Source organism: Amycolatopsis sp. NPDC048633 (assembly GCF_040650695.1).
In the GTDB taxonomy this organism is placed as follows: Bacteria; Actinomycetota; Actinomycetes; order Mycobacteriales; family Pseudonocardiaceae; genus Amycolatopsis.
Genome location: NZ_JBEZHS010000054.1, coordinates 33769 through 41156 on the forward strand (window position 1 = coordinate 33769; position 7388 = coordinate 41156).

The window sequence follows — 7388 nt, forward strand, 5'->3', positions numbered from 1 at the left end:
CGGTCCCGGGTGTGAAACACGCGGTCCGGCTGTGCGGGAGCGCGCCGGATGGGCCACGATCGACCCATGCGAGTACTGATCGCCGGAGCGAGCGGCTTGATCGGGTCGGCGCTGGGCGAACGCCTGCGGCGCGAGGGCCACGAGGTCCGCCGGCTGGTGCGGCGTGAGGCGCGCGAAGGCGGCGAGTTCCGCTGGGACCCGCCGTCCGGCACCATCGCGGACGGCGCCTTCGAAGGCGTGGACGCCGTCGTGAACCTCGGGGGCAAGCCGCTGTTCCCGGGCCGGTGGAGCGCGATGCGCAAGCAGGAGCTCACCGACAGCCGGGTCGAGCCGACCGAGGTGCTCGCCGAGGCCGTCGCCGAACACGGTGTCGGGGTGCTCGTCAACGCTTCCGCCGTCGGGTACTACGGCCACACCCACGAGTCCACTGTGGACGAATCTGCCCCCCGCGGACGCGGTTTCCTCGCCGAGCTCTGCGAAGCCTGGGAAGCGGCGACGGCGGGCGCGGGCGACGCGCGCGTCGTCAACATCCGGACCGGGCTGGTGCTCTCGGCCGAGGGCGGCCTGTACGGCACGCTCCGCCCGCTCTTCCAGCTGTGCCTGGGCGGACGGCTCGGCGACGGCCGCCAGTTCATGCCGTGGATCGCCCTCGAGGACGAGGTCGGCGCCATCGTCCACGTCCTCACGCACGACGACCTGTCCGGCCCGGTCAACCTCAGCGGCCCGGCTCCGGTCACCAACGCCGAGTTCACCAAGGCGGTCGGGCGGGCGCTGCACCGCCCCGCGCCGTGGTGGGTGCCCGGGATCGCGCTCAAAACCGTGCTCGGCCAGGCCGGCGAGGAGATGGCACTGTTCGGGCAGCGGGCCGTCCCGGCCGCGCTGGAGCGGTCCGGCTACGAGTTCCGGCACCGGACCCTGGACAGCGCGCTCGCCGCCGCATGAGCGTTCCGCTGCAGCGCTGGCTCGTCGTCGGCGCGGTGCTCTCGGCCGCGTTCATCGTGCTGGGTCTGAGCGTGGCGCGGCAGCCGCTGACCCTCGACGTCGCGGTCGCGGACGCTCTTCACGGCGTGTACGCGGAGCCGCTCGGCCGGGTCGCGGAGGCCGGGAGCGACGTTCTCGGGCCGGTGCTCCCCTTCGTCCTCGGCTTCGCGTTGCTCGCGCTGGCGCTGCGGCGGCGCGAGCACGTCGGCCTGTGCGTGCGGCTGGCCGCGGTGCTGGTGCTGTGCCGGCTGACGAGCCTGGTGTTCAAGCCGCTCTTCCTGCGGGAGCGCCCACGCGACTACCCGGACCTGAGCTACCCGAGCGGGCACGTGGTGTCGGTCGCGAGCACGGGATTCGTGCTGCTCCTGCTGTCCGCGTGGCTGTGGCCGCGGCTGCTGCGCCGGGTTTCGGTCGCGGTCGTCGTGGCCGTCGTGCTGGGCGCCGCGTGCCGCGTCGTGCTGGGCGTGCACTGGGTCACGGACACGATCGGAGCAGTGCTCGCGGTGACCGGTGTCGGGCTGCTCTCAGCGTGCGCCTTGCGGCTGCTTCCCCCGGGTGACGGGCGTAGCCTCGACGGGTGAGTTCTTCCCGCATCTCCTGCCGCGCCACCACCGAGCCCGTCGACGTCGTGGAGCTCGGCACGATCGAGTACACCGAAGCCTGGGAGCTCCAGCGGAGCCGGCTCACCGAGCGCGCCGACGGCACCGCGCCGGACACGATGTTCCTGCTGCAGCACCCGTCGGTGTACACCGCGGGCAAGCGCACGGAGCCCGCCGACCGCCCGGCCGACGGCACGCCGGTGATCGACGTCGACCGCGGCGGCAAGATCACCTGGCACGGCCCCGGCCAGCTGGTCGGCTACCCGATCGTGAAGCTCGGCGACCCGATCGACGTCGTCCACTACGTGCGGCGGCTCGAAGAGGCCTTGATCCACGTGTGCGACCAGCTGGGCGTGCACAGCGGCCGCGTCGAGGGCCGCAGCGGCGTCTGGATCCCGGCCGACGACCGCGGCATCGAGCGCAAGATCGCGGCGATCGGCATCCGCGTCCAGCGCGGCGTGACGATGCACGGCTTCGAGCTCAACTGCAACGCGGACCTCTCGGCGTTCGACACGATCGTGCCGTGCGGCATCCGCGACGCGGGCGTGACGTCGCTGTCCTACGAGCTGCAGCGCGACGTCAGCGTCGAAGCGGTGCTCCCGCTGGCGCGCGACGCCGTCCTGGCGGCCCTCGAAGGCGAGCTCCCGGTGAGCGAGGACCGCTGGCTCCCGCGTCCCGAAGCGCCCCAGGCGCCGGGCGTCACCTTCGCCCTCCAGAACTGAAAGCGGGCAGGCCTCCTGTGGACAACAGGAGGCCTGCCCGGCTTCGGCGGTCCGGAACTGTCGGTCCCTTCCGCTAGCGTGGAAAACGGGGGCCTGCTCAGTCCAGCTGCGGGGCGACCTCGGCCGCGACCAGCTCGAGCTGGTCCACATCGGACAGGTCCAGCAGCTGCAGGTAGACCCGGGTGATCCCGGTCTTCTCCCGCCACTGCCCGATCCGGTCGACGACCTCGGCGGGCGTCCCGGCCAGGCCGTTCGCCCGCAGCTCGGTCTCGTCCCGGCCGACGGCCGACGCCCGTTGCGCGACCTCCGCGTCGGAGCGGCCGACGGCGATGGTCAGCGCCACCGAGCGCAGGATCTCCTTGGGGTCGCGGCCGATCTCCCGCGCCGCGGCGTCGACGCGAGCGAACTGCGCGGCCGCCGCCTCGGCGTCCACGAACGGCAGGTTGAACTCGTCCGCGAAGCGCGCGGCCAGCGCCGGGGTGCGCTTCTTGCCCTGGCCGCCGACGATCACCGGCGGCGCCGGGGACTGCGCCGGCTTCGGCAGGCCCGGCGACTCCGACAGCGTGTAGTACTCGCCCTTGAACGAGAACGTCGAGCCCGCCGGCGTCTTCCACAGCCCGGTGATGATCTCGAGCTGCTCGGCGTAGCGGTCGAAGCGCTCCTTCAGCGGCGGCAGCGTCAGGCCGTACGCCTCGTGTTCGGCGTCGTACCAGCCGGAGCCGAGGCCGAACTCGACGCGCCCACCGGACATCTGGTCCACCTGCGCGACCGAGATGGCGAGCGGGCCCGGGTACCGGAACGTCGCCGCGGTGACGAGCGTGCCGAGCCGGATCCGGCTGGTCTCGCGGGCCAGGCCGGCCAGCGTGATCCAGGCGTCGGTCGGGCCGGGCAGGCCGTCGGCCGAGCCCATCTTCAGGTAGTGGTCGCTGCGGAAGAAGGCGTCGTATCCGGCGGCTTCGGTCGCTTTGGCGACACGCAGCAGGTCGTCGTAGCTGGCCCCTTGCTGGGGCTCGGTGAAGATCCTCAAGTCCACGAAAGTCAGCCTATAGAGACGTCCGGCTCCGTGCGCCGCAGCCGTACCAGCATGCGGACGATCACGTCCTCGATCTCGGCCCCGACCTTCTTCGGGTCCGGCGAGCTGGCGATCTCGGTCGCCGCGCTCGACAGCGCGCCGAACAGCAGCCGCGCGGTGACCTCGACCGGTACCGGCTCGACCTCGCCCGCGTCGATCAGCGACTGCAGGCCGGAGCGGACGAGCCCGAAGCTGCACCGCTCCTCGGCCTCGCGCCAGCGCTCCCAGCCCATGACGACCGGCGCCTCGTGGATGGCGATCCGCTGGTAGGCCGGGTCGAGGCAGGCGCGGATGAACGCGTTGAGCCCGCCGAGGGCCCGCTCCCACGGTGAGCCCTCACCGGTCATGATCTTGTCGAGGCGGTCGTAGACGAGGCTTTCGACCTGGTCGAACGCGGCCTCGAACAGTGCCTGCTTGCCGCTGAAGTGGTGGTACAGCGCGCCCTTCGTGACGCGTGCGCGTTTGGCGATCTCGTCGAGCGAGGTACCCGCGTAACCGCGTTTGGTGAACAGTTCCACCGCGCTGTCGACCAGCGCCGACCGCGTCGACTCGGAGTAGTCGAGCCGTCTGGACCTCATTGTCGCCACCTTCACAACCTTACGCCCGGAGGATCTCTCCATACTCATGGTATGTTCACCGGGTCAGGTCCGTACCGGGAGTATGCCGCAGACCCGCGGTATGACCCGGACCACGGAAGGGGAGCCCACGATGAGCTGGACAGACTTCTACCGGCGTCAGGAAATCCTCGACGCCACGGTTCGCCTGGCCGCCCGGAACCCGGGCGCGCCGCTGCCGCTCGACGAGATCCCCGGTGCCGAAGAGCACTTCGGCACCGAGGAGAACGTCCTGCTGGCCCTGCAGTACCAGTGGACGCGGACGCTGAGCGGCCGCCTGCGTGCCGAGGTCACCGACCCGGACGACGCCGACGGCCTCGGCGACCACGTCGACGCCGTCACGCGCGCCTGGCGCGCGTCCGTCGAAGAGCACGAGACGCTGCGCGCGGTGCTCGACGGCGGCTACGAGCGGCACGCGTCGCTGCGCCGGATGCACGAAGGTGAGCTGCGGATGCTCGCCGTCACCGCCGGCCTGGCCGACCCGCGCGAGCCGGGCGAAGAGATCGTCAAGGTGGGTCACGCGCTCGAGGCGTTGCTGCGCACGAGCCGCGCGGAGCCCGCCCGCCGCCGTCCAGTCATGGGACACCTGCGGCGCCTGCTCGCGCCCAGTGCGTGAACGCGGTTAAGTAAGCGCATGACGGAGCGCTGGACCGACACCGACATTCCCGACCAGACCGGTCGGACCGCCCTGATCACCGGGGCGAACTCGGGGCTCGGGCTGCGCACCGCGGAGGTGCTCGCGGGCAAGGGGGCCCGCGTGCTCCTCGCCTGCCGCTCCGCCGAACGCGGGGCGAAGGCCCTGGACGTCGTCAAAGCGGCCGCCGCGGGCGCCGAGCCCGAGCTCATCCCACTGGACCTGAGCGAGCTCGCCTCGGTGCGCGCGGCCGCCGCGTCGGCGCGCGAGCTGACCGGCGACAAGCTGGACGTCCTGGTCAACAACGCCGGCGTCATGGCGACCGCCCGCGGCCGCACCGCCGACGGCTTCGAGCTGCAGTTCGGCACGAACTACCTCGGCCACGCGGCGCTGACCTGGCTGCTGATGCCCGCCCTGCGCGGCGGCCGGCACGCCCGCGTCGTCACGCTGTCCAGCCTCGCCGCCACCGGCGCGCGCATCCACCTCGACGACCCGAACGGCGACCACCGCCGCTACAACGCGGCCGCCGCGTACGGCCAGTCGAAGCTCGCCGACCAGGTGTTCGCGCTCGAACTGGACCGGCGCCTGCGGGCGGCGGGCTCGGACATCCTGAGCGTCGCCGCGCACCCGGGGTACACCGCGACCGGGCTCGGCAGCGGCATGGCGCGGTCGTACTCGAACCCGGTGGTCCGGTTCCTGATCGCCGGCGGCCACCGCATCGGCGAGGTGTTCGCCCAGGGCCCCCGCCTCGGCGCCCTCCCCCAGCTCCACGCGGCGACGGCGGACGGCGTCGAAGGCGGCAGTTACTTCGCACCGCGAGGCCTCGGAAACCTGCGCGGCTACCCCGTCAAGGTGCCCACGCTGGCCACCGCCCGCATCGAGCCGCTGGGGTCCGCATTGTGGGAGCTCACGGCGAAGTTGACCGACGTCACCCCCGACCCCGCGTAGCCCGGACGGGCGTACGGTTGAGAGCGTGAGTGCTGCGCCTGAAGGCCGGAAGCTGCTGCGTCTGGAAGTCCGCAACAGTGAGACGCCGATCGAGAAGAAGCCGCCGTGGATCAAGACGCGGGTGCGGATGGGGCCGGAGTTCACCGAACTCAAGGGTCTCGTGCGCCGCGAAGGCTTGCACACGGTCTGTGAAGAGGCTGGTTGTCCCAACATCTATGAGTGCTGGGAAGACCGCGAAGCCACGTTCCTCATCGGTGGTGATCAGTGCACGCGTCGGTGTGACTTCTGTCAGATCGACACGGGTAAGCCGGCTGAGCTGGACCGGACTGAGCCGCGGAAGGTCGCGGAGTCCGTGCAGGCCATGGGTCTGCGGTACTCCACGGTGACCGGGGTCGCTCGCGATGATCTGGACGACGGCGGTGCGTGGCTGTACGCGGAGACCGTGCGTCAGATTCACTCGCTCAATCCGGGCACTGGTGTCGAGCTGTTGATCCCGGACTTCAACGCGGACCCTGCGCAGTTGGCTGAGGTGTTCGGGTCGCGTCCGGAGGTGTTGGCGCACAACGTGGAGACGGTGCCGCGGATCTTCAAGCGGATCCGTCCCGGGTTCCGGTACGCGCGTTCGTTGGAAGTCATCACTGCCGCGCGTGAGGCCGGTCTGGTGACGAAGTCCAATCTGATCCTGGGTATGGGTGAGACCCCGGACGAGGTCGCTCCGGCGATGCAGGATCTGGTCGACGCGGGTTGCGAGATCTTGACGATCACCCAGTACCTGCGTCCCTCGCCACGGCACCACCCGGTGGACCGGTGGGTGAAGCCGGAGGAGTTCGTCGAGCACTCGAAGGCCGCCGAGGCGATGGGCTTCGCCGGTGTCATGGCGGGACCGCTCGTGCGCTCCTCGTACCGCGCGGGACGGCTGTACGCGCAGACGAAGGCCCACCGCGGCGAGGTCCTCCCGGAGAACCTCCAGCACCTCGCGGTCGAAGGACCCGCAGCTCAGGAAGCCGCGTCGCTGTTGGCGCGGTGACGCACGTCACCCCACCATCCTTAAAGGATCGGTAAAGTGGGCCGCATGGCCCTGGTTTCGGACCTCCTCAGCTGGTTGCAAGGACTCCCGGAACCGGGGCTCGTTGCGGCGACCGGCGGGCTGGTCTTCGCCGAGTGCACGATCGGGCTGGGTTTCGTGGCCCCCGGCGAGTCCGGGCTGCTCATCGCCGCGACGACAGCGAACACCCTCCCCCGGTTCGTGGTCCTGTGGCTGGTGGTCACGCTCTGCGCGACAGCGGGCGACGCGCTCGGCTACCTGATCGGCCGCCGTTTCGGGCCACGCCTGCGCGAGACGAAACTGATCCGCAAGTACGGCCTCGACGCGTGGGACAAGGCGACCGCGGTCCTGGAGCGCCGCGGCGCGTGGGCGGTGTTCTTCGCCCGGTTCCTGCCGGTGATCCGCACGCTGACCCCGGCCGCCGCGGGAACGTCCGGGCTGCCGTTCCGCAGGTTCCTCCCGGCCGCGGCGGCGGGCGCGTTCTGCTGGTCCCTGGTCCACATCAGCATCGGCGCGGCCCTGGGCGAGGCGGCCAAACGGATCGAGGGCGTCCTCAACACGGGAGGCCTGATCGTGGTGGGCGTGCTCGCCGCGGTGGGAGTGTTCTTCTTGCTGCGCTTGAAGAAGCGCAAGGCTCTCGCGACGCCGGAACCCGAGCCCGAGCGAGTCCCCTGACTCACGTTCCCCCCGGCGACCCCCAGCGCCCCAATGTGGCCTTGGTTGCGTCCAACGCACCCAAGGGGCCCTTCGGTGCGTTGAACGCACCGAAGGCC

Annotated in this window: 9 protein-coding genes; 7 read left to right on the top strand and 2 right to left on the bottom strand. The window is 71.3% G+C overall.

Annotated features, from left to right (window positions below):
* Positions 1-66 precede the first annotated feature (66 nt).
* The 3 genes from AB0C38_RS46705 to lipB are packed head-to-tail and all read left to right on the top strand — an operon-like array spanning position 67 to position 2302.
* On the top strand, positions 67-942 hold the full coding sequence (locus AB0C38_RS46705; RefSeq protein ID WP_360687157.1) for a TIGR01777 family oxidoreductase: 876 nt from the start codon (positions 67-69) through the stop codon (positions 940-942).
* Positions 939-1562, top strand: a complete 624-nt coding sequence (locus tag AB0C38_RS46710; protein WP_360687160.1) for a phosphatase PAP2 family protein — start codon at positions 939-941, stop codon at positions 1560-1562. The genes AB0C38_RS46705 and AB0C38_RS46710 overlap by 4 nt, the downstream gene beginning before the upstream one ends.
* Positions 1559-2302 carry a lipoyl(octanoyl) transferase LipB gene (gene lipB / locus AB0C38_RS46715; protein WP_360687163.1) on the top strand — a complete coding sequence of 248 codons (744 nt, stop codon included), beginning with the start codon at positions 1559-1561 and terminating at the stop codon, positions 2300-2302. The genes AB0C38_RS46710 and lipB overlap by 4 nt, the downstream gene beginning before the upstream one ends.
* 97 nt (positions 2303-2399) lie before the next feature.
* Here the strand turns inward: lipB and AB0C38_RS46720 are convergent, their stop codons facing one another.
* The gene (locus tag AB0C38_RS46720; protein ID WP_360687166.1) at positions 2400-3335 is read right to left on the bottom strand and encodes an LLM class F420-dependent oxidoreductase; all 936 of its coding nucleotides are present in this window, start codon (positions 3333-3335) and stop codon (positions 2400-2402) included.
* Between the two features lie 5 nt (positions 3336-3340).
* Positions 3341-3952, bottom strand: a complete 612-nt coding sequence (locus tag AB0C38_RS46725) for a TetR/AcrR family transcriptional regulator (protein WP_155541882.1) — start codon at positions 3950-3952, stop codon at positions 3341-3343.
* Between the two features lie 130 nt (positions 3953-4082).
* Between AB0C38_RS46725 and AB0C38_RS46730 the strand changes: the two genes are divergently transcribed.
* The 4 genes from AB0C38_RS46730 to AB0C38_RS46745 are packed head-to-tail and all read left to right on the top strand — an operon-like array spanning position 4083 to position 7290.
* Positions 4083-4604 carry a hypothetical protein gene (locus AB0C38_RS46730; protein ID WP_360687169.1) on the top strand — a complete coding sequence of 174 codons (522 nt, stop codon included), beginning with the start codon at positions 4083-4085 and terminating at the stop codon, positions 4602-4604.
* An 18-nt stretch (positions 4605-4622) separates the two neighbouring features.
* Positions 4623-5570, top strand: coding sequence for an oxidoreductase (locus AB0C38_RS46735; RefSeq protein ID WP_360687172.1), 948 nt, complete (start codon positions 4623-4625; stop codon positions 5568-5570).
* 25 nt (positions 5571-5595) lie between these two features.
* Positions 5596-6597, top strand: a complete 1002-nt coding sequence (gene lipA / locus AB0C38_RS46740) for a lipoyl synthase (RefSeq protein ID WP_360687175.1) — start codon at positions 5596-5598, stop codon at positions 6595-6597.
* Between the two features lie 45 nt (positions 6598-6642).
* Positions 6643-7290, top strand: a complete 648-nt coding sequence (locus AB0C38_RS46745) for a DedA family protein (protein WP_360687178.1) — start codon at positions 6643-6645, stop codon at positions 7288-7290.
* Positions 7291-7388 lie beyond the last annotated feature (98 nt).

Coding starts and splice junctions, on each gene's coding strand:
- AB0C38_RS46745 (WP_360687178.1), top strand. CDS start 6,643: ATGGCCCTGGTTTCGGACCTCCTCAGCTGGTTGCAAGGACTCCCGGAA.
- AB0C38_RS46725 (WP_155541882.1), bottom strand. CDS start 3,952: ATGAGGTCCAGACGGCTCGACTACTCCGAGTCGACGCGGTCGGCGCTG.
- AB0C38_RS46735 (WP_360687172.1), top strand. CDS start 4,623: ATGACGGAGCGCTGGACCGACACCGACATTCCCGACCAGACCGGTCGG.
- AB0C38_RS46730 (WP_360687169.1), top strand. CDS start 4,083: ATGAGCTGGACAGACTTCTACCGGCGTCAGGAAATCCTCGACGCCACG.
- AB0C38_RS46710 (WP_360687160.1), top strand. CDS start 939: ATGAGCGTTCCGCTGCAGCGCTGGCTCGTCGTCGGCGCGGTGCTCTCG.
- AB0C38_RS46705 (WP_360687157.1), top strand. CDS start 67: ATGCGAGTACTGATCGCCGGAGCGAGCGGCTTGATCGGGTCGGCGCTG.